Source organism: Winogradskyella ouciana, from assembly GCF_009709615.1.
Lineage (GTDB): Bacteria > Bacteroidota > Bacteroidia > Flavobacteriales > Flavobacteriaceae > Winogradskyella > Winogradskyella ouciana.
Genome location: NZ_WJYA01000010.1, coordinates 98,041 through 121,383 on the forward strand (window position 1 = coordinate 98,041; position 23,343 = coordinate 121,383).

The window sequence follows — 23,343 nt, forward strand, 5'->3', positions numbered from 1 at the left end:
CCAATGGTACAAGATTTAAGTAAAATAGAAGAAACAATCACAGAGAGTTCTGCCTGGGAATCTACTAAGGAATTCTTAGGAAGGCATATAGATATAGGGAAAGATATAAGTATTTCAATTTTAGATGTCTTAATTGTCATTACGGCAATATTTATTACAACGATTGTATTAAGAATCATTTTAAGAGTAATTACAAGAAACCTTCCTGAAGACGATAAAAGTAAATTCAATGTGGTCTATGGTTATTTTAGATGGTTGATTTACGTTATTATTCTGCTCATCACTTTACATTCCGTTGGAATAAATGTTACAGCAGTATTTGCAGCTTCCGCAGCTTTACTAATCGGTGTGGGTTTGGCACTACAAACCTTATTTCAGGATATAATATCTGGAGTATTTATTTTAATAGATCAATCGGTACATGTTGGTGACATCATAGAAATTGAAGATAAGGTTGGGAGAGTAGAAGAAATAAAACTAAGAACGACGAGAGCGGTTACTATTGACAATAAAGTCTTGGTAATTCCAAATCACTTATATTTAACTAACTCGCTATATAATTGGACACAGAACGGAGCTACAACCAGAGAAAGTGTAGAAGTAGGCGTTGCCTATGGTAGTGATGTGCAACTAGTTAAAAAGTTATTGTTGCAAGCAGCAAGTACTCATGAAGATGTTATTAGCGAGCCAGAACCAACGGTATTGTTCACTAATTTTGGGGATAGTTCTTTAAATTTCAAACTTGTTTTTACACTAGCAGATAGTTTTAAAGCACAGTTTCCAAAGAGCGATATTCGTTTTGAAATTGATAGATTGTTTAGAGAAAACAACGTTACGATCCCTTTCCCACAACGCGATATTCATATTATTGAAAAATAGAAAAAAATGACTTTACGCTTTTCAAAATGTTGCATAATACTAATTATAACTTTGTTTTATGCTCAGTTTGTTCAAGCCCAACTCGATGATTTAGCGCGTTTAGAGTATTCTTTTATACCAAAAAGCGGCTCAGATGATCAATATACAAGGTTAAGGCTGTCGCTCAACTATCCTATAGAATTAAAAGAAGATACTTATTTCATAGTTGGAGGTGAGTATAATAGGGTAATACTTAACTTACAAGATAACTATCCTTTTGATAGATCGCTTTTAAAAACTATAAATATTATTGACCTTAATTTAGGATATACATTCAAGACCAGTGAAACATGGAGACTTGGTTTTCGTTTAAATCCGAGAATAGCTTCAACCTTAACCCAAAAAATTAGTGGTGATGACTTTTTTCTAAATGGAGGCGCTTTTGCTATTATAGATCGATCAAAGGATGAAAGTCTAAAACGACCTTACAGATTAATTTTAGGCCTTACCTATAATACCACAACGGGTTTACCGTTTCCTTTGCCATTTGTAAGTTACTACAGAAAACCAAGCGAAAAATGGTCATTTTCTATTGGTGTACCAAAATCCAATATCAAATGGTTTTTAGACCAAAAAAACACCTTGCAATCATTTGTAAGCTTAGATGGTTATTTTGCACACTTGCAAGAGCCCTCTGTTGTAAATGGCAAGCAAGTTGATAATGTATCGTTATCCGTAATTGTTGGTGGTGCTGGTTATGAGTATTTATTTACAAAGCATTTGGTAGCCTATGCTTATGCTGGTTATACCTTTAGGTTAAATAACGTATTGCGCGATGGTGATAGAAATGAGGTTTTTAAATTAAATGATTTAAACGCCTTTTACTTAAGAACAGGAATAAAATTCAAAATATAGATATGTCAAAAATATTGATAATAGAAGATGAAGCAGCCATTAGAAGAGTATTGGTAAAAATTCTTTCTGAAGAGAGTGATACCTATCAAGTTGAAGAGGCCGAAGATGGTCTAGCTGGAATTGAAAAAATCAAAAAAGACGATTACGACTTAGTGCTCTGTGATATTAAAATGCCAAAAATGGATGGGGTTGAGGTTTTAGAAGCTGTAAAAAAAATAAAACCAGAAATACCTATGGTAATGATATCTGGTCACGGAGATTTGGATACAGCCGTAAACACAATGCGTTTAGGTGCGTTTGATTATATTTCTAAGCCACCAGATTTAAATAGACTTTTAAATACGGTTCGTATTGCTTTAGACAGAAAAGAGCTTGTAGTTGAAAACAAAATGCTAAAAAAGAAAGTTAGCAAAAACTACCAAATGGTAGGTGAGAGTGATGCTATTGAGAATATCAAGGATATGATTGATAAAGTGGCTCCAACAGATGCTCGTGTCCTCATTACAGGTCCAAACGGAACAGGTAAAGAATTGGTGGCACACTGGTTGCACCAAAAAAGTGAGCGCTCCAAAGGGCCAATGATAGAGGTTAATTGTGCTGCAATTCCTAGCGAATTAATCGAAAGTGAATTGTTTGGCCATGTAAAAGGGGCATTTACATCAGCAAATAAAGACCGAGCTGGTAAGTTTGAAGCGGCAAACGGAGGTACTATTTTTCTTGACGAGATAGGCGATATGAGCCTGTCTGCACAGGCTAAGGTATTGAGAGCCTTGCAGGAAAGTCGTATTCAGCGTGTTGGTAGCGATAAGGACATCAAAGTAAATGTAAGAGTTGTAGCTGCAACAAATAAAAACTTGAAGAAAGAAATTGAAGACGGTAAGTTTAGGGAAGACTTGTACCATAGATTGGCTGTTATTTTAATAAAAGTGCCAGCACTGAATGATAGGCGAGAAGACATTCCTCTATTGGTGGATTATTTTGCAGAAAAAATTTCCAGTGAACAAGGAACAGCTAAAAAATCATTTTCTTCTAAGGCTATAAAACTTCTTCAAGATTATGATTGGACAGGCAACATCCGTGAATTAAGAAATGTTGTAGAAAGATTGATTATCTTAGGAGGAAAAGAAGTAAGTGAAGCAGATGTAAAGGCGTTTGCTTCGAAATAACATGAAATTAAAATTAACTGCATATAACAAAAGAGCACTATTAGGAGGTATTATATCTGCTATAATTATTGGTTTGGGTGCTTACGGATTGGGTAATATAAGTGGTTATGAAGCAAAATCACTGATTGCCTCCTCTTTACCAGGTATCAATGCCCTTTGTAATACCATTGTCCTTGCGTCTGCAACAATTCTTGCACTTTTATTAACACTTCTAAGTATAAGCTCTAGCACTAAGTCCAGATTAAAGGACGAACATTATAAACATGTTTTGCTCATTGCCAAAATAGACACAATAGTGTTTGTTGCTGCCATGATAGTTTTTCAGTTAATGAACATTCCTGTGACTGAAGCGGAAAATGTACCTAGCTCTTGGTACACAATAATTTATTATATCAGTTTGGGATTGTCCGCAATTTTAAGTGGAGGATTAATAAGTGTTGTCTTAATGCTATACAATACGGTTGTTAGTATTATAAAAATTGTTGGCTTAGGTGTTGAGGATCACCCATTGACTTATCAAGAAGAGGAAGCTAGCGACGAATCGATGAAAAATTAAACAAACTACATCACATGAAAGAAGTCAAAATTGAGGATTTTAAGATCACATCTGAGATTAATATTTCAGATTTACCAACACATGTAGATTTAGATGCTGATAAAAAAGAACTTAAAGAAGCCTTAAGGGATGTCAGTAAAGATTTAGCGGATATCCAAAACGCGATGTATGCACATGGTAAATACTCGGTTTTGTTTTGCATTCAAGGTATGGATACGGCAGGTAAGGATAGCTTAATCCGTGAAGTTTTTAAGGAATTTAACGTAAGGGGTATTGTAGCGCATAGTTTTAAAAAACCAACGGATTTAGAGTTAAAGCACGATTATCTTTGGAGACATTATATAGCATTACCAGCAAGAGGTAAATTTGGGATTTTTAATAGAACGCATTATGAAAATGTTTTGGTAACACGTGTGCATCCCAATTATTTGATGTATGAGAATATGCCAGATATAAACTCTGTTGCGGATGTTGATGATGCCTTTTGGGACAGACGATTTGAAGAAATCAATAATTTTGAAAAGCACATTGCAGATAATGGTACCATCATCTTTAAGTTCTTTTTAAATCTATCTAAAGAAGAACAGAAAAACAGATTATTAAGACGTCTCAACAGACCAGATAAACATTGGAAATTTTCAGCAGATGATTTAAAGGAGCGTAAATTGTGGGATAAGTATCAAGCCTGTTATGAAGATGTATTAAACAGAAGTTCTAAACCTCATGCACCTTGGTTTAATATTCCTGCAGATGATAAGCCAACGGCAAGATACATTGTGGCTAAGATTCTATATGAGATATTGACAACTTATAAAGATATAAGAGAGCCGGAGTTGCCAGCTAAGGAAAAAGCGAATATTGATGTATATAAACAAGAACTAAACGATGAATAACTACCTTAAGACTATATCCAGAATTGCATTACTCATTTGTTTCTGTCTTTCCTTTTCTCTGAAAGCACAGTCGGATGAAGACGTTCTAAAAAACATTTATAAACAATCGCTAACCAATGGTAAAAGTTACGAATGGTTAGATTACTTGTCCAACAAAATAGGTGGACGCTTATCTGGTTCAACAAATGCTGAACTCGCTGTACAATATACTAAAGCAGAACTTGAGAAATTAGGACTAGATAAAGTTTGGTTGCAACCTGTAATGGTGCCAAAATGGGTGAGAGGTGAACAAGAAATGGCTTATTTTAAAACTTCGAACGACTTAAATAAAGTCAATATCTGTGCTTTAGGCGGATCAGTTGCTACACCAGAAGGTGGTGTAAAAGCAAAGGTTATAGAAGTCAACTCGTATCAGGATTTAGAAAAACTGGGTGAGGAAAACATAAAAGGTAAAATTGTATTCATTAACAGATCTTGGGAACAGGAACTTGTTAATACATTTCAAGCCTATGGAGGTTGTGCTGCAGAGCGTTATGCAGGTGCTGCTGAAGCGGCCAAATATGGCGCAGTTGGTACAATTGTACGTTCTTTGAGTTCTCGCCTAGATGATTATCCGCATACTGGTAGTATGGGTTACGGAGATTTACCTGTAGAGCAACGTATTCCTTCTGCAGCAATCAGTACCAATGATGCCGTAAAACTAAGCGAAGCTTTAAAAAAGGATAAAGATATTGAATTTCACTTTGAGATGAGTTGTCAGCAGTTTGACGACGTGATGTCTTATAACGTCATTGGTGAAATTACTGGTAGCGAATTTCCAAATGAATATATCATAGTCGGAGGTCATTTAGATTCATGGGATTTAGGAGATGGAGCACATGATGACGGCGCAGGTGTGGTACAATCCATGGACGTTTTACGATTGATGAAAGAAAGCGGTATCACACCAAAACGTAGTATTCGCGTGGTGTTGTTTATGAATGAAGAAAATGGGTTACGTGGCGGAAGAAAATACGCCGAAGTTGCTAAAGAAAAGAACGAAAAGCACATTTTCGCCTTAGAAAGCGATGCTGGCGGATTTACACCACGAGGTTTTAGTTTTGATTGTAATGACCTTATGTTTTCAAAAATTGAAGCATGGAGACCACTATTCAAACCGTATTTAATCCATTATTTTGAAAAAGGTGGAAGTGGTGCCGATATCGGTCCATTGAAAAATGATGATATCGTCTTAGCGGGATTACGACCAGACTCACAGCGCTATTTCGACCATCATCATGCAGCAAATGACACCTTTGAACACGTCAACAAACGCGAACTGGAGTTAGGTGCCGCAACCATGACTGCTTTGATGTTTTTGGTGGATAAGTATGGTACTGAAACCATAACCAATACCAAAGAAATAAAAGATTAATAGTTTTGCCTTATGAAGAAAGTACTTCTAATAGTCATTTCATTATTTGCACTAATTAGTTTCGCACAAGAAAGTTCTGAAAGCGAATTACCATACTATGAAATCCCAGAGTACTCTGATGAATTTACCGCTGGTACTATGGCAGCGCGAATGGTTGATGCACTAGGCTTCCGTTATTTTTGGGCAACGGATAGCTTAACGGAAAAAGATTTAGCCTATAAAGCTAATGAGGACGGTAGATCGACCGAGGAAACGATCAAACATATTTATGATTTATCAAAGATTATTGTCAATTCAACCTTAAAAGAACCAAACTCTAGAGTTGATGAAGATTTGTCTTATGAAGAAATGCGAGCAAAAACACTAACAAACCTTAAAACCGCAGCCGATATTTTAAGAACTAGTGATGATATTTCGCAATACAAAATTATTTTCGGTGAACAGGAAATTCCGTTTTGGAATCAAGTTAATGGCCCAATTGCAGATGCCATTTGGCACTGTGGGCAGATAGTAATTTACAGACGAACAACAGGAAATCCTATTAATCCTAAGGTTAATCATTTTTCAGGAAAAGTGAGAAACTAGGTTATAGTTTCCGTTTGTAGAACCTGCCTTGTTTTAATTTTTTTCGTTTTTGTCCTTTAAAATAAAAAGGTATTGATAATCCTCCAGATTTGTAGAGTACTAAATGCAAGTGTGGTATCGTGGTAAAACAAGTCATACCAGAAATAGCAATGGGTTGACCAGCTTTAACTATATCTCCGACATCAACCAAAGCTCCTTCACAATCTAAATGCACATAGTGCGCCATTGAGCCATCATCGTGTAAAATATAAAGTTTATTGGCCGTATTTATACACTTTCGGGTTCTGCAATGTTCCTTAGAGTCTTCTTTTATAAAAAACACTTTTCCAGATCTTACCGCAGTTATAGTATCTCCAACTTTAGTCCCAAAATCGATGGCATATTTAGAATGTGGATCATTATGGGAGAATTTTCCACCAAAGGATTGTATTATTTTATATCGTTTTCCTTTTGGGTAAGGTAACAGATAAGCGTGGTTATTATCAGCATCGCTTTTAGAATCACCAAAATTAGCTTTAAATTTTAGGTAAGACTGAATATGGATTTTAGAGGTATCTGCAAGTCGTGCAATTGGAATCGCTACTGCCTTTTTTAAAGTGTCTTTGTACTTTAAAAAACTATAGGGATTTACTTTTATAAACCCCTTTGTAGAATCCAAAGGTAATAATTTTACTTCCATAGGAGCGTAAAACGGGTTTATAAAATCTAGATAAACCGTATCGTTTTCAATATGCTTATAGCTTTTTAAACTCTGGCCATAAAACTGCTGAATAGAAGTAAACGTTATAAGAAGAAGTAGCAACTTTTTCATATAGTAGAGATACAGGTTTGATTAAATTGTTACATTTATAAAGATAAATATTTTAAAAAATGAATACTGGTTACCTCAAAGAAATTCATCCTGTGTTACCTGTTAAAAGCGTAGTTAAAGCTGTCGATTTTTATGTTGAAAAATTAGGCTTTAAGCTTGCTTTTACTGACACAACGAGCGATAACGGTTATGCTGGTGTGTCTAGAGATAATATTGAGATTCACCTACAATGGCACGATGAAAAAGAATGGGTAGAGGGTTTAGACAGACCAATGCTTCGCATATATGTTGAAAATATTACAAAATTGTACGAAGAGTATAAAACCAAAGATATTTTTCATGAGCGCACAGCTCTAAAGGAAAAGATTTGGGGAACAAAAGAGTTTGCTTTTTATGATTTGTACGGAAATGGTTTAACGTTTTATAGAGATCTGTAATTGTATTTTTTATGTATTTTGTCTATAGCATGAAATTAAGACTTCTATTTATTTCCGTTTTTATTATAGGTGCTTCTGTATTGACCTTCGCGCAGAATGCTAACGAATTACTCTGTAAAGTTTTAGATTTTGAAACGAAATACCCTGTATCCTTTGCAACAATTAAGTTTGATGATGTGCAAAATGGTGTGATTGCAGATGAAGATGGTGAATTTAGGCTGCCTATTGATTATAAATCGTCTGGTAAAACAATCATTATATCCTCCATTGGTTTTGAAACCTTAAGAATCAATGCAGGTTCGTTTAATTTAAATACTATAAATAAAATATACTTAAGACCTAAAGTTGAAGAATTGTCTGCTGTTTTGGTTGTGGCCCAAGCAAAGTCTATTACTTATGCACCCGAAACAATAATCAAGGAGGCTATAAAGAGAATACCTTTCAATTATCCCAGAACACCTCATTCATACATGGCATATTACCGAGATTACCAATTGGTTAACAATAATTATTATAACCTCAATGAGTTTATTTTAGAGACCTTTGATGCAGGTTTTCAAACCAATAAATTTAGGAATTCAGAAAACCGTACGGCCTTATATTCTTATGATTTAAATGACGACTATTATTTGGATTCTTTGCTTTTAAAGAGCGTGTATGGTCAAGCCAAAGTTATAAATAAGGATGAGAGCGCACAGTTTAATACAGCATTAGAAAACGAATTGGAGATATTAAACGGACATAATGCCATACGTAATTTTGACATACCGAGCTTTTCTTTTGTCGACACTTTTAGGGACGACTTTGTGAATAACCACGATTTTAAGCTTGAAGGCATTAAATACATAGAAGATACTCCGTTATTTGAGATATCTTTTGCATCAAAGAATACTGAAGTAGCAAAATTTAGGGCAAAGGGGACAATTTATATAGCCAAAGGTGATTACGCCATATATAAGATTGAATATAAAATGATTGAGAATGAAAATTTTGCTCAGTACAAAATACAAAGTGGTAATAGCACAAAATTTGAGTTAAGGGAACGCTTAAATACCTTATACGAAGTTAATGTAGAGTACAAGCCATATAATGACAAAATGTACCTCAATTACATCACCTTTAATAATAGGTTTATTATTAAAGAGCCCAATCCATTTAAGGTGAGCGATTTTGAGTTCGATCCTAATGATCAGGCATTTTACATTAGCTTTAATAAAGCAGTTGATGAGTCTTCAATTGCAAGAAAGAGTAGGTTTAGAGTATTGTATAAAGACAAGAAATTAATAATTAAAGATATAGAGCTTGTTAAGCCCAAAATGGTTAAGATTCATGTATTGGATTGGGCTGCTGGTACAGGTGCGAGTTTAGAAGAAGTAAAATCAGAGGACTTCTCTTATCGCGTTAAAAAAATTAAAGATGCCACAGGTGCAAAATTAAATAAGGATTCAAAATTATTGGGTTATCAATTTAGGGAGTTCTTTACGCAAGAGATTTTTGAAGATAAAAAACCAAATAATAATCTCATATTCGTTACCAAAACACTACCAATTTTAGATACAAGGGTAAATCCTCCAACTTTTGATATAGATAAATATTGGGTCAATTCTCCTTTAAAGAAAACAAAGGGAGGTGACCTTTAACCTTATTGCTCTAATCGTTTATTAATTCTGTCTAAGAGCATTACAGCATTCTCATTATACGCCTTAGTTATTCCAGAATGGTTTCCAACGGCAAGCATGGCGTGGGATGCAACTTTTACTCTGTAATCTTCACTCTGCACAAAATATTCAATGAGTTCATTTGTCATCTTGCCTTGAGCTAAATCAACAAACCAAGGAAATTTTTCAAAATCTGTGAAGTTTCTCATAACAATGGTTTCCATCCTATCGTTATTTTTAGCTATTAAGGGTTTAAAGATGGTGTAGAACTTTGTAATGTCAATTATAAGGCTGTCTTTTTCGGTAGCGCGTTCATCTATCAGGTTTTTAAGCTGTTCAAAACCTTTGGTTTGTATATTAAACGGTTTGTAGATGGTCACAAGGCTCATACATTCTGGGCATTCCTTGTAGTTCTCCATGGTAATTTCGCGATCAATAATTTTCTTACTGTTTTTAGCATTGGCATCATAGTATTCTATGATTGATCTAGCGGATAATGTGTCCACTTCTAAATCGTAAGAAATAGTTCTTAACGTATTATTGATATTGTTTTTTAGCTTTCGTTCTTCATTTAAATTATTGACATAGAGTGCCAGTAAAATACCAATCATTACCAAGACAATTTCACCAATGGCATAGAGTAAATAACTGCTCATTTTATTAGAGAAGAACTTTTTTCTAATTTTTCTAAAGATATTAATCATAACTTATCTTTTTTGTCTTCTTTATTTTCTTGTTTCATTTTTATATATCTAGACACCAAGCGCATACCTAATCGAGCAAAAAGGATTACGGCAATTACCATTACAATGTCAAATCCATTCATAAGTCTTGGTTTTCTATATGTAGATAAGATACTATAAAAGTTACAGATAGCTTAGCCACCATTTGTCTTTATTGTTTGCTTTATATTGCATATATCGTTTACAGATAGGGAATAAAAGAGCAATAACTAAAACCCAAATTAGATAGGTTACCCAAAGATCAAAACCTTTATCAAATAGATAGCCACTCATAAAACGAGCAGGTGTTAAAATAAGTTTTTTCCAATCGTACCCTTGTATGGATAGTCCTATCATTCCGATGAGATGGATTAAATATAAATGAAGGATGTAATAGAAAAAAGGAACACGCCCAAAAACGATTAAAAAATCAGTAACCTTATTCTTAACGGATTCAATGGCATATAAAAACAATAGAGATGGTCCCAATGTCATTAGCGTATAGAGCAATGATGGTGGATATTTAGTGGTGTTAAAAAATGACAAGAAGGTTTTAGTCGTTGTATCTTGATAACTCCATGGAGCCAAATCGCCATACACGTTTAAAAAACGTAAGCTCACAAATAATATGATGGCGCCAAAACCTAAACGAAGCAACCATTTTTTGCGTAAACTAGCATTAAAGCCTTTGGTGTAAAAATACCCAAAACAATAGCCCAATATCATAATACCTAACCATGGTAAAAAAGGATAGGCAATCGCCAACATACCTTGGCCATCATTGATCACCTGAAAGTTAAACTGATGAACGTAATACCATAATAATGATAAGGGTTCTGTGCCTTCTTGTGTAATACCATCCAATAAATTGTGTCCAAATACTATAACAAGCCCAAGAGCCAAAAGTATTTTCTTAGACAAGTAAATTAAAGCAGCTAAAAACATCATGCAAATGCCTATTGCCCATATAACCTGGAAAATATGGACACCAAAACCAATATCAAATGTCCATGCTAAATTAACGACGGTCAATTCAATAACAACCAGCCAAAGCCCTCTGGTAAACAAAAATTTAGCAAGCTGATTTTTAGAGGCTTTTTTACTTCCATATAAAAAGGCAGAAGTGCCAGCCAAAAACACAAATACAGGAGCACAAAAATGTGTAATCCATCTGGTGAAAAAAAGTATGGGAGTGGTGGTTTCTAAATTTGTGGGATCTGCAAACATGTAACCCGTATTGGAGTAGTCTCTTACATGATCTAGAGCCATTATGACCATTACAAGGCCTCTCAGAATATCTATAGATTCAATTCTGGTTGATTTGATTAATTTCATCAGTCTTTAGTGTTAGGATTATAAAGACTTCGGGCATGGTTAAAGGTAATGAAAAAGAATAGTACTATGACGTTGGTTATGATATATAATCATCCGATTTATAGACGATCTTCTTCTTGCCCTGTGATGTTCTTACCATATTCATTTTTATAGATTTTAACCAATGCCATAAAAATACTAACTAAAAGAGGTCCAAAAATAAGTCCAATAAAACCAAACAAAGGAACACCGACAATAACACCTATAAGCGTAATTAGTGGATGAACGTTATCAAGTTTTTTAAGCACGTACAGCCTAATAAGGTTATCGGTAGATCCGACAACAACAAGTCCGTAGATTAAAATTCCCCAAGCTTGAAAAGTATTGCCGGTCGATAAGGTTAAGATAAAAACGGGTATAATGCCAATTAAAGTGCCTATAAACGGAATCATAGAACCAATAGTCACAATTACGAACCAAAAAAATGGGTCTTCAATACCAAAAATAACAAATCCTATCAATGCTATAATTCCTTGAGCTAATGCAACAAGGGGAATACCGATAGCGTTAGATTTCACCATGGCTTGTACTTCATTGCCTATGGAGTTTAGACTATCATTGCCCATTGGGATGTAGTCTCGCAACGATTTCCGTAATTCCTTACGATTAGTTAGCATGAAATAAAGCATAAAATACATCAGTCCTACAGCAATAAAAAGGTTAAATGTATTGCCAGCCAAATTCTGTAAATTTTCTGATAGCCAAGTGGTAATGGACTGCGTGTCTATTTGCGAATTGATATTGATACCAGTTGTTTTTTCTAATGAGCCTGTCTGTTGTTTAAAAGCCTTAATCACCTTTTCGCTGTTCTGTGCAGCATCAGAAATTTTATTGCCAAGCATAATGCCAAATCCACTAAGTGGTATAAGAATTATAACAAATGAACCAACCATAAGGGTGATTGCTGCCAATGCTGGTTTCCAATTATATGTTCTCACCAGTTTTTTCATTAACTTTCTTAGAAGAATATAAAAAGTGATGGCACCTAGAACTCCGCTTAAATAAGGGAGCATTTCTCTAAAAATCAGACTACCTGTAAGAATGATTAAAAGTAAAACGAAAATTTGGCGTATTATTTTTGGTGCGATCTGATTCATAATGGTATAAGCAAAGGCTTCTCACAAAGATAAATCTTATCGTATTCCAAAAATTATCTTAACCCCTAAAATATTAACGCATTTGAATTTTGCACCTAACCTAAAAATTAATCTCCACTTGATTATTCAGAATATCATCAAAAGTTTCCCGTTTTCTGATAAGTTGAGGTTTCCCTTGGTAAATCAGTACTTCTGCTGGTCTGTAACGCGAATTATAATTACTCGCCATTGTAAAACAATAGGCTCCTGCATTTTTAAAACAAAGAATGTCACCCTCATTGATTTGATTAATGCGCCTGTTATTTGCAAACGTATCCGTTTCACAGATATAACCTACAACAGAATAAAAACGTTCTCGTCCCTTAGGATTCGAAATATTAATAATCTCGTGTTGAGAACCGTAAAGCATAGGACGTATTAAATGATTGAATCCAGAATCTACTTGGGCGAAAACAGTAGAAGTGGTTTGTTTTACCACATTGACTTTGGCTAAAAACACACCTGCTTCACTCACCAAGAATTTACCAGGCTCAAAAGCCAAGGTTAACTCTTTACCGTAGTTTTTACAGAATGTATTAAAACGTTTGGATAGTTTTTTTCCGAGTTCCTCAATATTGGTTTCAATATCACCAGCTTTATAAGGCACTTTAAAACCAGAACCAAAGTCGATAAATTCAAGATCTTTGAAGTTTTTGGCCGTTTCAAATAAAATTTCACTGGCATATAAAAAGACATCAATATCTAAAATATCACTGCCTGTATGCATATGGATACCATTGATATTCATTTTGGTGTTTTCTACAATACGAAGTAGCAAAGGAATCTGATGAATTGAAATTCCGAATTTACTATCAATATGTCCCACGGAAATATTAGTGTTGCCACCAGCCATCACATGAGGATTAATTCTTATACAAACAGGAACTTTAGGATGCTTAGTGCCAAATTGTTCTAAAATAGATAGGTTGTCTATATTAATCTGTACACCTAACTTAGCGACGTTTTCAATTTCTTCAAGGGAAACACCATTTGGGGTAAATATAATATCCTCTGGCTTAAACCCAGCTTTTAAACCCAGTTGCACTTCCTGTATAGAAACAGTATCCAATCCAGAGCCCAATGAATTAAATAATTTTAAAACTGAAATATTGGAAAGTGCTTTAACCGCATAGTTCAATTTTAAATTTTTAACGGTGCTAAATGCTTTGGTTAAGCGGTTATATTGCGATGTTATGGTGTCTGCATCATACACATAAACAGGACTTCCAAAATCCTCGGCAATTTGTAAAAGGGTTTTATTATTCATAAGTGGATTGTACTTCTAAAATTTAGACGCAAACATAGACTATCAATATATAATAATGAATTATTTGTAATTAATTTACTAATTTTGCACAAATTGTTAAATAATTAACAAATATGAAAACCGTATCATCTTGTGTTGAAGCTATTGTACTAGAGCAGCCCTTTTTAGAAGAAGGTATATCCAAAGAAATTATCAATTACTCCGCTTTAGCAAACGTATTGCAAGAGGACGTATCAAAACAATTAGGTCGTCCGGTAAAAACAGGAGCGATAATGATGGCGCTGAGGCGCTACAAGGATAAATTAACCGTTAGCAAACCTTATCATGGTTTAAAAACTTTACTCGAGCAACTTGGTGATATCACTTTACGTTCTAATTTGAGTGATTTTACATTCAAAAATTCAAATACATTAATCAATAGCCAGGCTGATATCTTGAATAAAATAAAAGACAAAAGCCATATCTTCTATACGTTTACTAGAGGTATTTTAGAGAGTAACATTATTATTTCAAGCTCAGAAAAACAGGATGTCCTGGAAAGCTTTAAGGATGAAGTTTGCTTAGAGTTAAAAGAAAATTTATCTGCCATTAGTTTAATATTGCCAAAGAATAACTCAAAGGTCTCAGGTTTATACTATCTCATCCTAAAACGACTGGCATGGCAAAACGTACCGCTATACGAAGTCATATCCACAACTAATGAGTTCACCATTGTTGTAGAAGATACTGTGGTTGATAGCGCGTTTTCAATTATAAAAAATCTGAATAAAGTTTAAGGACATTACTAAAATCAGCCAAAAAAAATATTGGTATAAAGTATAGTATGTGTATTTTTGTGCAGCAATAAATTTCTGATAACAAATGAATTTACACGAATATCAAGGGAAAGAATTATTAAGCAGTTTTGGAGTACGTATCCAACGCGGTATTGTAGCAAAAAACGCTAAAGAAGCTGTTGATGCAGCAAAGCAATTAACAGCAGAAACTGGTACAGGTTGGCACGTTATTAAAGCTCAGGTTCATGCAGGTGGACGTGGAAAAGGCGGAGGCGTAAAATTAGCTAAGAATCTACAAGAGGTTGAAACCATAGCAGGTGAAATCATTGGGATGAACCTAGTGACACCTCAAACATCTGCTGAAGGTAAAAAAGTACACCAAGTATTAATTGCTGAAGATGTGTATTATCCTGGTGAAAATGAACCAGATGAGTACTACATGTCTGTATTATTGAATCGTGGTACAGGTAGAAACATGATTATGTATTCTACTGAAGGTGGAATGGATATTGAAACCGTTGCAGAAGAAACACCACATTTAATTTTTACTGAAGAGGTTGACCCAGCATTGGGACTGTTACCTTTTCAAGCGCGACGTGTAGCATTTAATTTAGGATTATCAGGTGCTGCGTTTAAGGAAATGACAAAATTCGTTTCAGCATTATACACGGCTTATGTAAAGTCTGATGCGTCTTTATTTGAAATCAATCCGGTTTTAAAAACCAGCGATAATAAAATCATGGCTGTTGACTCTAAAGTAACTTTAGATGATAATGCCTTATACAGACATAGAGATTTAGCAGAAATGCGCGATTTACGTGAAGAAAATCCTATTGAAGTAGAAGCAGGAGCTTTAGGTCTTAATTATGTTGACCTTGACGGAAATGTAGGTTGTATGGTAAACGGAGCTGGTTTGGCGATGGCAACTATGGATTTAATTAAGCAAGCAGGTGGTGAGCCAGCTAACTTTTTAGATGTTGGTGGTACAGCAGATGCAGCTAGAGTAGAGGCAGCTTTTAAAATCATTTTAAAAGACCCTAACGTAAAAGCTATCTTAATTAATATTTTTGGTGGTATTGTACGTTGCGATAGAGTAGCGCAAGGTGTTATTGATGCGTATAAAAACATGGGTAACATTAACGTACCGATTATTGTACGTTTACAAGGAACCAATGCAGACATCGCTAAAGACTTAATCGATAATTCTGGATTGGATGTATTAAGTGCAACTGAATTCCAAGAAGCTGCGGATAAGGTGCAGAAGGTATTAGGATAAGTTTTTACTTTTCATATAAATGCAAAGAGCAACGTGTTAATCGTTGCTCTTTTTTTGTTTGGGTTTATTAGAATCTTGTTTTTTGGGCATTGGACCTCTTAGGTGAATAATCAATCCATTAAGGAAATTTCTAAGAATTTGGTCACCACATTCCATATATTTTGGATGGTCCTCTTTTCTGAAGAATGCATTGAGCTCACTTTTAGAAATTCTGAAATCTACAAGAGCCAGTATTTTTACAATATCATCATCTCTTAGTTTGTGTGCTACTCTTAGTTTTTTGAATATGTCGTTGTTTGTCATGGGTTAGTTGTTCGTTGTTAGTGATTAGTTGTTGGTCGATAGCCATTGATACGCATTACCGAAATGCGCTTTCCAAAAGGCTTCATTGTGTTTTCCACCTTTAATAATATGATTTTCTATTTGTTCTTCTTTTACGCCTTTAGACTTTAATAATTCCACCATACGCTCTTGGTCAGGTACCATATTTTCACCTTCTTCATCACCAACCAAAAAATAAAACTTAGAGCTTTCAGGAATTTCAGTTGATGTCACTAAATCATAAATTTTTTCACTAAACCAAAAGGAAGGGGAAAACACACCAGCGTTACCAAAAGTTTCAGGATATTTTATCGCTCCGTAAAAAGAGATCAATCCGCCTAATGACGACCCAAATAGAGTTGTATGTTTTGCATCACACTTGGTTCTGTACATAACATCTATATGAGGTTTTAAAGTGTTTTTTATAAACATAAGGTAAGCTTCTCCGTTTCCACCTCCGTATTTTTCGTGCTTATAAGGTGTTAATTCGTCTATACGTTTTTCATTGCCGTGCTCTATGCCTATAATAATACTTTCATTATTTTTTAAGCCATCCAAATATTCATCAACCTCCCATTCGCTGACATATGAGGTTTCAGCATCAAATAAATTCTGTGCATCATGCATATATACCACAGGATAGCGTTTTTCAGAATTTTCATAATTTGTAGGTAAATACACCCAAATAGTTTTTAACGTATCGAGTTGTGGAGCTGCAATCACAAATTTTGTAACCTGTTTAGACGCAGTACTTTGCGCAGTAATTTGACTAATAAAAAATACAAAAAACAATATGCAAATAGGCTTCAATCTCATGCTATAATTGGTGTTTCGGGTTGATAAACGTTTAAAAAAACCGACCAAGTACGTTCAATTTTTCGACAAGATACATTATATCAACGACAATAAAATAATGTACCTCGTTAACTTTACATTGTTAAATAATTCCCTCTATGATGATTAACCGTGCTGAAAAGTTGAGCTTGCTATCTGAGATGATAGCCTTTGCGCAGACAGATGAAAATATAAAGTCCATTGAGTATAACTTTTTGTTTAGTATAGCCAAACAATTAGATATATCTAAGGAAGATTTTGAGTATCTTTTTGAGCATCCTGTAACCTATGTACATTTAAAATCGCATAGCGAGCGTATTGTGCAATTCCATAGATTAGTACTACTTATGAATCTAGACCATAAGGTTGCACCAAAGCAATTGGTTAAAATCCATAACTTCGGATTACGAATGGGATTAAGCCATGAGTCTATTAACCGCGTACTGGATTTAATGGATAGTTTTCCTAATAAGATAGTACCGCCTGATTTTCTGATTGATATTTTTAAGGTACAGTACAACTAAAAGCCCCTTTGTCCTGCGGACATTTCCCCAGAAGGGGAAAACTTAAGACTTTATATTAGCTGATGACGAAGTAAAGAATATTAATTTTCTTTGCGTCTTAGCGCCTTTGCAAGATTTAAATCATTTCACCTTCAACTTCTCTAGCTTACTCTGATAAGCCGTAATCTCATCCCTAAAACGTGCCGCTTCCATAAAGTCAAGTGCTTTTGCAGCTTGTTCCATTTGTTTACGTTTTTCGCGTATTTTCTTTTCGAGTTGTGACTTTGTTAGGTATTCGCTTTCAGGTTCAGCAGCTAATTTTGCTTCCAATTCTGTACGGTATGTGCTCACCGAATTCTTTGCCAAAGCACTATCCAAACTTTTATTTAGAGCTGTTGGTGTAATATTATGTTCGGTATTATAGGCAATTTGTTTTTCACGACGGTAATTGGTTTCGTCTATCGTTTTTTGCATGCTGTTGGTAATTTTATCTGCATACATAATGGCTTTACCGTTTAGGTTTCTTGCGGCTCTTCCAACCGTTTGAGTTAAAGAACGATTAGAACGAAGAAAACCTTCTTTGTCAGCATCAAGTATTGCTACTAAAGAGACTTCTGGTAAGTCCAAACCTTCACGAAGTAAGTTAACACCAACTAAAACATCAAAAATACCTTTTCGCAAATCTTGCATAATTTCAACCCGTTCCAAGGTATCAACATCACTGTGGATATAACGACACCGGATGGAAATTCGAGTTAAATATTTTACCAACTCCTCAGCCATACGTTTGGTCAAGGTAGTGACCAAAGTACGTTCATCTTTTTCAACACGATCTTGGATTTCTTCAATTAAATCATCAATCTGATTGAGGCTTGGACGTACCTCGATTATTGGGTCTAAAAGTCCGGTCGGACGAATAACCTGCTCAACATACACACCACCAGATTTTTGCATCTCATAATCTGCTGGAGTAGCAGATACATATATCACTTGATTCTGAAGCGCTTCAAATTCTTCAAATTTTAACGGTCGGTTATCCATGGCTGCAGGCAGTCTAAAGCCATAATCCACCAAATTTTCTTTTCGGCTTCTGTCACCACCATACATGGCATGTACTTGCGAAATGGTTACATGACTTTCGTCCACGACCATTAAATAATCATCTGGAAAATAATCCAATAAACAGAAAGGTCTTGTGCCAGGTGCTCTGCCATCCAAATATCTCGAATAGTTCTCGATACCTGAGCAGTAACCCAATTCTCGTATCATTTCCAAATCGAATTCTGTGCGCTCTTTTAGGCGTTTGGCCTCAAGGTGTTTGCCAATATCTTTAAAATAATCATGCTGTTTTACTAAATCATCTTGAATCTCTTTAATAGCTCCATTCAATACATCTGGTGAGGTTACAAACATATTTGCAGGGTAGATATTCAAGCGGTCATAACGTTCTAAAACTTCATTGGTATGCGCGTCAAAGGCTTCGATTTCTTCAATTTCATCACCAAAAAAGTGAATTCTAAAGGCATTATCAGAGTAACCAGGGAAAACATCAACCGTATCTCCTTTTATTCTGAAATTTCCGTTTTTAAAATCGGCTTCAGTACGCGAATACAATCCTTGAACTAATTGATGCAATAATTTGGTACGCGAAATGACTTGGTCGCGTTCAATGGTAATCACATTCTTTTGAAATTCCACAGGATTACCAATACCATATAAACAAGATACAGAAGCCACTACCAAAACATCACGACGACCTGAGAGTAGAGAGGAAGTGGTGCTCAATCGCATCTTTTCAATCTCTTCGTTGATAGAAAGATCTTTTTCTATGTAAACTCCAGAAACAGGAATATAAGCCTCAGGCTGATAGTAATCGTAATAGGATACAAAATACTCAACAGCATTATCAGGAAAAAACTGTTTAAACTCAGAATATAGCTGGGCTGCCAAGGTTTTGTTATGCGCCAAAACTAATGTTGGACGTTGCACTTCTTGTATCACATTGGCAACTGTAAAAGTTTTTCCAGAGCCTGTAACACCTAGTAAGGTTTGATATCGCTCATTTTGGTTGATACCATCTGCTAGCTGTTTAATAGCTTCTGGCTGATCACCAGTAGGCTTAAAGTCTGACTCAATCTTAAATCGCATAGCGCAAATTTACGATAAAGATTATCGGGAATAAAATGTTTGATTAACGTCGCAACGCAAAATGACCATTATAGATTTTGCCATCAGAAAATTTGGCGACAAACCAATAATCATCACTAGGAAGTTTCTGTCCGTTTAGATTTCCATCCCACGCTCGATTTTGGGTATTTATTTCAGAAATAAATTTGCCGTAACGGTTAAAAATTCGGATATATTCTATGGGATTTGTGAGCGTATCGAAACCTAAAACTTGCCAAACGTCATTAGTGGTATCGCCATTTGGTGTGAAAAATTTAGGAAACCCAAGCACTGTAATAATTTCTTCGATAATACCGCAACCATTTCTGTCTCTTATATAAACTGTATGCATACCGTAAGTAACATTGTTAAAAACATTGCTTTCTTGGTAAAACCCATCGATGTCATCTATAGCATAGTCATAAAACCCTTGTCCTGAAACGTTAATGGTTACTGAGTTGTTGGGTGCAATACCATCAACAACAATACTCTCAATCGTTGCTGTTTCAGATGGATTTACTGTTATTGTTCTGCTAGACGAACAGCCATTTGGGTCTGTTACTATGACGGTATAAGTACCTGTTTCATTAATGTCATAAAAAGACGTATCAACATCAGTTAATGCTCCATTAAAGTACCACTCGTAGTAATAATTATTAGGAGAATCATTAAGTACTCCACCATACAGTGTAATGGTTTCAGGAAAAGTATCTATACAATAAAACAATGATTCGTCTGGTTCTAAAACTGGCGTGTAAAGTACGTTCAGCCTAGCTTGGGATATGCTAAAACATTGATTGTTACTCTTAATTTTCACATAAATTATTTGCGAATTTGCCACTTCATTTTGATAAGTGTTGGGTAGGGCATTGGTTTCGCTGAATGCATCAGCTTCGTTTTCATAGAATGTCACATCTGCACCAGTCGGAATCTGATTAACGATTGAAGCTTCTATATCGCCTAAAGTGAAATTTGCAAAACCATCAATGACTTCACCATCGCAAAACTCTAAATCTGGAATTGCAATTATATTATTTGAAGTTTGCAGTTCGAGTTCCACAATGTCATAACAGTTGGCAGGATTTATAATTCTCGCAAAAACAGTTTGAAAAGGAGTGGCATTCTGAAAACTTGTTGGATTGGTTATCGGATTAGTATTGTCTCTGGCATCACTTTCTAAAATAAAAAAATCTGAAATGACTAAAGTGTCGTCATTGTTGGTTAAATCTGACGAAGCATCAAAGAGATTATAGGTGGTTAACCCATCTTGATTGATATCACATTCTGTTAAAACCGCATTTTGTCCAACAGGCAAAGGAGCGTATTCAATAACCACTTCACCATACGATGTGCAGTTATTGGCTAGACCAACTTCAACGGTATATGTACCTGGCTCGGTGACTGTATAACTTCCGCAAGTGCCACAACCTAATGCCGCTCCTTGAACTAAAACACCATCTCTAAACCACTCATAGGTGTTTTGTCCATCTTGATAAGCGATTAGTTCTAAGTCTTCACCTTCACAAAGCGAATTACCAGTGGCAATAAGTCTGTTAGGACCTAAATCTGATGAGAGCTGAAAACTACCTGCTTCTAAAAAAACGGCAGAATCAAACCTGTAGTTTTGTTCGTCGGCAATAACAAGCTTTACATGGTAGGATTGATTGGGTACAACATTAGCCGTTGCAGTTAATACAGCTGTCTGTCCGTTAAAATTGATCGGAGCATTTACACCATTGAAAGTTCCGAAATAGGTTTCATTTTGTGGAGGACAAGATCCAGGAACTCCCGGTGTAACCGTTGTTGCTTTTACAGGAATATTAGTGTCTGGTACCAAAGCAATATTTTCGTACTGATTTTGACCATCAGTTGGTCTAATCAAAAACCCAAATAAATCTGAAAACTGACAACTATTAGGATTGTTTTCTTGATATTCCTCAGAAGCAAATAAATATCTAAAACTCACTTGCGATGCTACAGATGTAAAATCAAATTCTAAAATGGTTGCATTAAAGGTATTGGACTCATTTAGGGCAAATTCTAGGTCGGCATCTCCTTCCCAGTTTGTGGCATCATCATCACTTAAGTTGTTGTTTGGTCCAGGTACATTTGCTAATCGACCAGTACTCATTACTATACCATTTTGAAAAGGAAATGAGGTTCCTGTGGCATCAAAGTAGCCATAGCTTTGGTCTGCGCCTCCAAAATTACCACCTACAACATTTGTGACAACAATATTAGTAATACAATCACTATCGATGAGTATATCTTCAATAAGTTGTTGAGGAGTATAGGTTTGGCTATCTACTGTGATATTCTGGGAATAATGCAGTAGGGATATAAACATGATAAAAAATGAGAAGACTTGTTTCATTTTTATTTAAAAATGGACAGCAAAGATAAGCATACTACTTACACTAAATTTTGAATAAGATGTTAAAAGAAAATTTCGATTTAAAATTAACGCTTCAAGGCAAAATGCCCTTTAACCTGAAAGCTTTCTCCATCCTTGATGACATAGGCGATGTACCAATAGTCACCAGAAGGCATTTCGTTACCGTTGAAGGTACCGTCCCAACCAGAAGTATTGTGCCCAATTTCCTTGAGCAACTTGCCGTAACGGTCAAAGATATGAACTCTGGTACCAGGCAATTCATGGACACCAGCAATATGCCAAGTATCAAAATCGCCATCATCATTTGGTGTCATATGCTTTGGTGCATCAAAGACCAAGACCTCTCGAGTTATTCTTGCACAGCCATTTTGGTCTATTATGGTTATAGTGTTGTAACCGATAGGGACGTTCACAAAAACATTTGAGGTCTGAAACGGCAGATCGTTAAGCTGGTAGAGGTAATCACCAATACCGTTAACGGTAACCGTTATATTGTTCGGGTCCGAGAAATCAATCGTCTCAACGACATCAATGACGGCAGACTCAGATTCCGTAACATTGAACGTACTTGTGCTTTGGCAACCATACTGATTGGTTATGGTCAAGGCATACGAACCAACCTCTGTAATCTCAATTTCAGAGGATGTTTCATTTGTTGACCATAAGTACGTATCCGAAGGATTTCCAGTATCGGCAGAAACAGTCAATGGCAAATCATTTAGGCAGAGCACCTGGTCTTCAACAACGGTATCTGGCAATAGATTGATGACAACAGAAAACTGTGTAATGTCAAAACAGCCAGTGGCCAAGTTTTCTACCCTTACAAAGATCACCTCACCACCAAAAGCAACATGCACAACGTTCAATTCGTTTATGTTTTCAGTGGCCTCATTCTCTGAACTAAAATAACTTACAGCATACTCATTAGGATTTTGATTACCTAAAACCGCTATATCCTGAGAGGATAAATCAAGTTCTAAAAGTCCATCATAGTCATCGTCACAGGCTACGAGGTCATTGGGCTGATTGGCAACAGGAAGCGGATTGATCACCAACTGAAAAGGATGTACGGCATAACAGCCAGTTGTGGAATACGCAACTCTTGCAAAGAGTGTTTCAACAGTGTTGGTATAAGTGTAATCCGTATTGAGTGCAGCAACATTGGCCTCGGCATCGGCTTCACTGGTGTGATAGCTCACCAGCACATTAAAGGTATCTTCTAGAAGCGCTAAATCAATATCCGACAGGTCCACATAGCTTTCAGTATTAGCACAAACCTC

General features: G+C 35.5%; 23 protein-coding genes. 12 read left to right on the top strand and 11 right to left on the bottom strand.

Annotation, left to right across the window (positions count from 1 at the left end; all coding sequences use genetic code 11):
- Positions 1 to 3 precede the first annotated feature (3 nt).
- From F1003_RS15305 to F1003_RS15335, 7 genes are read left to right on the top strand one after another with little or no spacing between them, the layout of a single operon-like run.
- Positions 4 to 879: a mechanosensitive ion channel family protein gene (locus tag F1003_RS15305; RefSeq protein ID WP_155090312.1), complete on the top strand. Its 876-nt coding sequence runs from the start codon at positions 4 to 6 to the stop codon at positions 877 to 879.
- Between the two features lie 6 nt (positions 880 to 885).
- Entirely contained in the window at positions 886 to 1,773 is an 888-nt protein-coding gene (locus F1003_RS15310; protein ID WP_235898398.1) for a DUF6268 family outer membrane beta-barrel protein, read from the top strand.
- A gap of 2 nt (positions 1,774 to 1,775) precedes the next feature.
- Positions 1,776 to 2,939, top strand: coding sequence for a sigma-54-dependent transcriptional regulator (locus F1003_RS15315; protein WP_155090313.1), 1,164 nt, complete (start codon positions 1,776 to 1,778; stop codon positions 2,937 to 2,939).
- 1 nt (position 2,940) lies between these two features.
- Complete coding sequence (locus tag F1003_RS15320) at positions 2,941 to 3,495, top strand: hypothetical protein (protein ID WP_155090314.1); 555 nt, start codon at positions 2,941 to 2,943, stop codon at positions 3,493 to 3,495.
- Between the two features lie 14 nt (positions 3,496 to 3,509).
- Complete coding sequence (locus F1003_RS15325; protein WP_155090315.1) at positions 3,510 to 4,388, top strand: PPK2 family polyphosphate kinase; 879 nt, start codon at positions 3,510 to 3,512, stop codon at positions 4,386 to 4,388.
- Positions 4,381 to 5,802 carry a M20/M25/M40 family metallo-hydrolase gene (locus tag F1003_RS15330; RefSeq protein ID WP_155090316.1) on the top strand — a complete coding sequence of 474 codons (1,422 nt, stop codon included), beginning with the start codon at positions 4,381 to 4,383 and terminating at the stop codon, positions 5,800 to 5,802. The genes F1003_RS15325 and F1003_RS15330 overlap by 8 nt, the downstream gene beginning before the upstream one ends.
- A 12-nt stretch (positions 5,803 to 5,814) precedes the next feature.
- Entirely contained in the window at positions 5,815 to 6,387 is a 573-nt protein-coding gene (locus tag F1003_RS15335) for a DinB family protein (protein ID WP_155090317.1), read from the top strand.
- Between the two features lies 1 nt (position 6,388).
- On the opposite strand, the gene F1003_RS15340 is transcribed toward F1003_RS15335, so the two are convergent.
- Complete coding sequence (locus tag F1003_RS15340; RefSeq protein WP_155090318.1) at positions 6,389 to 7,198, bottom strand: M23 family metallopeptidase; 810 nt, start codon at positions 7,196 to 7,198, stop codon at positions 6,389 to 6,391.
- A gap of 59 nt (positions 7,199 to 7,257) precedes the next feature.
- Between F1003_RS15340 and F1003_RS15345 the strand changes: the two genes are divergently transcribed.
- Positions 7,258 to 7,635, top strand: a complete 378-nt coding sequence (locus F1003_RS15345) for a glyoxalase superfamily protein (protein WP_155090319.1) — start codon at positions 7,258 to 7,260, stop codon at positions 7,633 to 7,635.
- Positions 7,636 to 7,664: 29 nt separating this feature from the next.
- Positions 7,665 to 9,275, top strand: a complete 1,611-nt coding sequence (locus F1003_RS15350) for a carboxypeptidase-like regulatory domain-containing protein (protein WP_162306998.1) — start codon at positions 7,665 to 7,667, stop codon at positions 9,273 to 9,275.
- A gap of 2 nt (positions 9,276 to 9,277) precedes the next feature.
- Here the strand turns inward: F1003_RS15350 and F1003_RS15355 are convergent, their stop codons facing one another.
- The 5 genes from F1003_RS15355 to lysA all read right to left on the bottom strand — a co-directional run bounded on the left by F1003_RS15355 (position 9,278) and on the right by lysA (position 13,792).
- A complete protein-coding gene (locus tag F1003_RS15355; protein ID WP_155090321.1) occupies positions 9,278 to 9,997 on the bottom strand; it encodes a hypothetical protein in 720 nt (239 codons plus the stop codon).
- Positions 9,994 to 10,119 (bottom strand): hypothetical protein, encoded by a 126-nt coding sequence (locus tag F1003_RS17205; protein WP_262884638.1) that lies wholly within the window; start codon positions 10,117 to 10,119, stop codon positions 9,994 to 9,996. Before F1003_RS17205 ends, F1003_RS15355 begins: the two co-directional genes overlap by 4 nt.
- 40 nt (positions 10,120 to 10,159) lie before the next feature.
- Positions 10,160 to 11,350 carry an acetyltransferase domain-containing protein gene (locus F1003_RS15360; protein ID WP_155090322.1) on the bottom strand — a complete coding sequence of 397 codons (1,191 nt, stop codon included), beginning with the start codon at positions 11,348 to 11,350 and terminating at the stop codon, positions 10,160 to 10,162.
- Positions 11,351 to 11,448: 98 nt separating this feature from the next.
- Positions 11,449 to 12,486, bottom strand: coding sequence for an AI-2E family transporter (locus F1003_RS15365; protein WP_155090323.1), 1,038 nt, complete (start codon positions 12,484 to 12,486; stop codon positions 11,449 to 11,451).
- A gap of 100 nt (positions 12,487 to 12,586) precedes the next feature.
- On the bottom strand, positions 12,587 to 13,792 hold the full coding sequence (gene lysA / locus F1003_RS15370) for a diaminopimelate decarboxylase (protein WP_155090324.1): 1,206 nt from the start codon (positions 13,790 to 13,792) through the stop codon (positions 12,587 to 12,589).
- Between the two features lie 113 nt (positions 13,793 to 13,905).
- On the opposite strand from lysA, the gene F1003_RS15375 reads away from it, so the two are divergent.
- Positions 13,906 to 14,568, top strand: coding sequence for a hypothetical protein (locus tag F1003_RS15375; RefSeq protein WP_155090325.1), 663 nt, complete (start codon positions 13,906 to 13,908; stop codon positions 14,566 to 14,568).
- Positions 14,569 to 14,653: 85 nt separating this feature from the next.
- Positions 14,654 to 15,844, top strand: a complete 1,191-nt coding sequence (sucC, locus tag F1003_RS15380; RefSeq protein WP_155090326.1) for an ADP-forming succinate--CoA ligase subunit beta — start codon at positions 14,654 to 14,656, stop codon at positions 15,842 to 15,844.
- 36 nt (positions 15,845 to 15,880) lie between these two features.
- On the opposite strand, the gene F1003_RS15385 is transcribed toward sucC, so the two are convergent.
- Positions 15,881 to 16,147, bottom strand: a complete 267-nt coding sequence (locus tag F1003_RS15385) for a DUF1456 family protein (protein ID WP_155090327.1) — start codon at positions 16,145 to 16,147, stop codon at positions 15,881 to 15,883.
- Between the two features lie 24 nt (positions 16,148 to 16,171).
- On the bottom strand, positions 16,172 to 16,888 hold the full coding sequence (locus F1003_RS15390) for an alpha/beta hydrolase (RefSeq protein WP_368732368.1): 717 nt from the start codon (positions 16,886 to 16,888) through the stop codon (positions 16,172 to 16,174).
- A 233-nt stretch (positions 16,889 to 17,121) separates the two neighbouring features.
- Here F1003_RS15390 and F1003_RS15395 point away from each other — a divergent pair, with 233 nt between their 5' ends.
- On the top strand, positions 17,122 to 17,523 hold the full coding sequence (locus F1003_RS15395) for a TerB family tellurite resistance protein (protein ID WP_155090335.1): 402 nt from the start codon (positions 17,122 to 17,124) through the stop codon (positions 17,521 to 17,523).
- Positions 17,524 to 17,643: 120 nt separating this feature from the next.
- On the opposite strand, the gene uvrB is transcribed toward F1003_RS15395, so the two are convergent.
- The 3 genes from uvrB to F1003_RS15410 all read right to left on the bottom strand — a co-directional run.
- The gene (gene uvrB / locus F1003_RS15400) at positions 17,644 to 19,650 is read right to left on the bottom strand and encodes an excinuclease ABC subunit UvrB (RefSeq protein ID WP_155090329.1); all 2,007 of its coding nucleotides are present in this window, start codon (positions 19,648 to 19,650) and stop codon (positions 17,644 to 17,646) included.
- A 43-nt stretch (positions 19,651 to 19,693) separates the two neighbouring features.
- Positions 19,694 to 22,042, bottom strand: a complete 2,349-nt coding sequence (locus F1003_RS15405; RefSeq protein ID WP_155090330.1) for a choice-of-anchor L domain-containing protein — start codon at positions 22,040 to 22,042, stop codon at positions 19,694 to 19,696.
- A gap of 86 nt (positions 22,043 to 22,128) precedes the next feature.
- On the bottom strand, positions 22,129 to 23,343 hold a 1,215-nt coding region (locus tag F1003_RS15410; RefSeq protein WP_155090331.1), incomplete at its 5' end, for a T9SS type B sorting domain-containing protein.

What these genes read in the sequence shown, in the direction of transcription:
- F1003_RS15305 (WP_155090312.1), top strand. Translation starts at nt 4, where the DNA reads ATGGTACAAGATTTAAGTAAAATAGAAGAAACAATCACAGAGAGTTCT.
- F1003_RS15310 (WP_235898398.1), top strand. Translation starts at nt 886, where the DNA reads ATGACTTTACGCTTTTCAAAATGTTGCATAATACTAATTATAACTTTG.
- F1003_RS15315 (WP_155090313.1), top strand. Translation starts at nt 1,776, where the DNA reads ATGTCAAAAATATTGATAATAGAAGATGAAGCAGCCATTAGAAGAGTA.
- F1003_RS15320 (WP_155090314.1), top strand. Translation starts at nt 2,941, where the DNA reads ATGAAATTAAAATTAACTGCATATAACAAAAGAGCACTATTAGGAGGT.
- F1003_RS15325 (WP_155090315.1), top strand. Translation starts at nt 3,510, where the DNA reads ATGAAAGAAGTCAAAATTGAGGATTTTAAGATCACATCTGAGATTAAT.
- F1003_RS15330 (WP_155090316.1), top strand. Translation starts at nt 4,381, where the DNA reads ATGAATAACTACCTTAAGACTATATCCAGAATTGCATTACTCATTTGT.
- F1003_RS15335 (WP_155090317.1), top strand. Translation starts at nt 5,815, where the DNA reads ATGAAGAAAGTACTTCTAATAGTCATTTCATTATTTGCACTAATTAGT.
- F1003_RS15340 (WP_155090318.1), bottom strand. Translation starts at nt 7,198, where the DNA reads ATGAAAAAGTTGCTACTTCTTCTTATAACGTTTACTTCTATTCAGCAG.
- F1003_RS15345 (WP_155090319.1), top strand. Translation starts at nt 7,258, where the DNA reads ATGAATACTGGTTACCTCAAAGAAATTCATCCTGTGTTACCTGTTAAA.
- F1003_RS15350 (WP_162306998.1), top strand. Translation starts at nt 7,665, where the DNA reads ATGAAATTAAGACTTCTATTTATTTCCGTTTTTATTATAGGTGCTTCT.
- F1003_RS15355 (WP_155090321.1), bottom strand. Translation starts at nt 9,997, where the DNA reads ATGATTAATATCTTTAGAAAAATTAGAAAAAAGTTCTTCTCTAATAAA.
- F1003_RS17205 (WP_262884638.1), bottom strand. Translation starts at nt 10,119, where the DNA reads ATGAATGGATTTGACATTGTAATGGTAATTGCCGTAATCCTTTTTGCT.
- F1003_RS15360 (WP_155090322.1), bottom strand. Translation starts at nt 11,350, where the DNA reads ATGAAATTAATCAAATCAACCAGAATTGAATCTATAGATATTCTGAGA.
- F1003_RS15365 (WP_155090323.1), bottom strand. Translation starts at nt 12,486, where the DNA reads ATGAATCAGATCGCACCAAAAATAATACGCCAAATTTTCGTTTTACTT.
- lysA (WP_155090324.1), bottom strand. Translation starts at nt 13,792, where the DNA reads ATGAATAATAAAACCCTTTTACAAATTGCCGAGGATTTTGGAAGTCCT.
- F1003_RS15375 (WP_155090325.1), top strand. Translation starts at nt 13,906, where the DNA reads ATGAAAACCGTATCATCTTGTGTTGAAGCTATTGTACTAGAGCAGCCC.
- sucC (WP_155090326.1), top strand. Translation starts at nt 14,654, where the DNA reads ATGAATTTACACGAATATCAAGGGAAAGAATTATTAAGCAGTTTTGGA.
- F1003_RS15385 (WP_155090327.1), bottom strand. Translation starts at nt 16,147, where the DNA reads ATGACAAACAACGACATATTCAAAAAACTAAGAGTAGCACACAAACTA.
- F1003_RS15395 (WP_155090335.1), top strand. Translation starts at nt 17,122, where the DNA reads ATGATTAACCGTGCTGAAAAGTTGAGCTTGCTATCTGAGATGATAGCC.
- uvrB (WP_155090329.1), bottom strand. Translation starts at nt 19,650, where the DNA reads ATGCGATTTAAGATTGAGTCAGACTTTAAGCCTACTGGTGATCAGCCA.
- F1003_RS15405 (WP_155090330.1), bottom strand. Translation starts at nt 22,042, where the DNA reads ATGAAACAAGTCTTCTCATTTTTTATCATGTTTATATCCCTACTGCAT.